The following is a 1,075-nucleotide window of genomic DNA, read 5'->3' on the forward strand; positions in this document are numbered from 1 at the left end:
GGTCGCCACGCTGACGCTATTGTCAATGGCATTGGCCACCGCCACATCCGCGAAGCCGTCGCCGTTGAAATCACCGACCACCGGCGAAAGAGGTAACACCCCAACTTGCACGATCGTGCTCGGTGTAAAGGTCCAAGGCTGGCTGCTACTGCCCAGAAGGATCTGGATCGTGTCATTATCGTTATGGAAATATATGGCGGCGGCGGCGTCGGGCCAGCCGTCGGCGTTGAAGTCGCCGACAGTCACATTGACGTTGGCGGTGCCGGCAAAGGTGACGGCGGGTTTGGCGATAAAAGTCTTGCCGTCGCCCTGCCCCTGGTAGAAGGCCACAGAGGTATCGGAACTAGAGGTCGCGACGCCGACGGTAAAATCGAGGTTGCCGTCCTGGTCGAAATCGGCCACGGCTACCGCTTGCACGGTGGCGCCAGCGCGAGTGTCGATCTGTGTCGGATTGGTCTGGAACAGGCCCGTGCCGTCGCCCAGCAGCACCCATACCTTGCTGCCAGGGCCCTGCGGCACGAGGAGATCGGGTTTGGCGTCGTTGTTGAAGTCGCCGGCGGCGGCATTGGCGCCAGCCCACTTCATGGTGCTGCCGGGTGGCACCGGGCTGCCCTTCGCCGTGAACTTGCCCTTGCCGTCGCCGAGCCAGATTTGCGAACTGCCTGACGTGACGAGCGCGAGATCGAGCGTGCCGCTGGCGTCGAAATCGCTCACCGCAAAGGCCACGATGTCACTCGCCGCCGTGTCGAAGGGCGTCGGATTGAAGCCGTCCTTGCCCTTGCCTGTGAAGACGCTGATGTTGGAGGTGGCACCGACGGCGAGGTCGATATAGCCATCATTGGTGAAGTCGGCCGCGACGATCGAATAGGCGCCCGTGACGTTGGAGATCGTCCAGGACGGCGTGGCGGGGAATTTGCCGTCGCTCTGCGCCAGGAAGATCTGGATGTTGTTGTCGGTCGCGTTGGCGACGGCGAGATCGAGGAGGCCGTCATCGTTGAAATCCGCGCCGGCGAGCGAAAAGGGCCCGTTGCCGGTGGTCAGCGTCGCGGTCGTCTCCGCCACGCCATAGACGGGC

1 protein-coding gene is annotated in these 1,075 nt (G+C 63.3%); it reads right to left on the reverse strand.

The features are described 5' to 3' along the window. On the reverse strand, positions 1-1,075 hold a 1,075-nt coding region (locus C7477_RS18660), incomplete at both ends, for an FG-GAP repeat domain-containing protein (protein WP_146226134.1).

The sequence above is a fragment of the Paramesorhizobium leguminum genome, from assembly GCF_003217235.1.
GTDB lineage: Bacteria > Pseudomonadota > Alphaproteobacteria > Rhizobiales > Rhizobiaceae > Paramesorhizobium > Paramesorhizobium leguminum.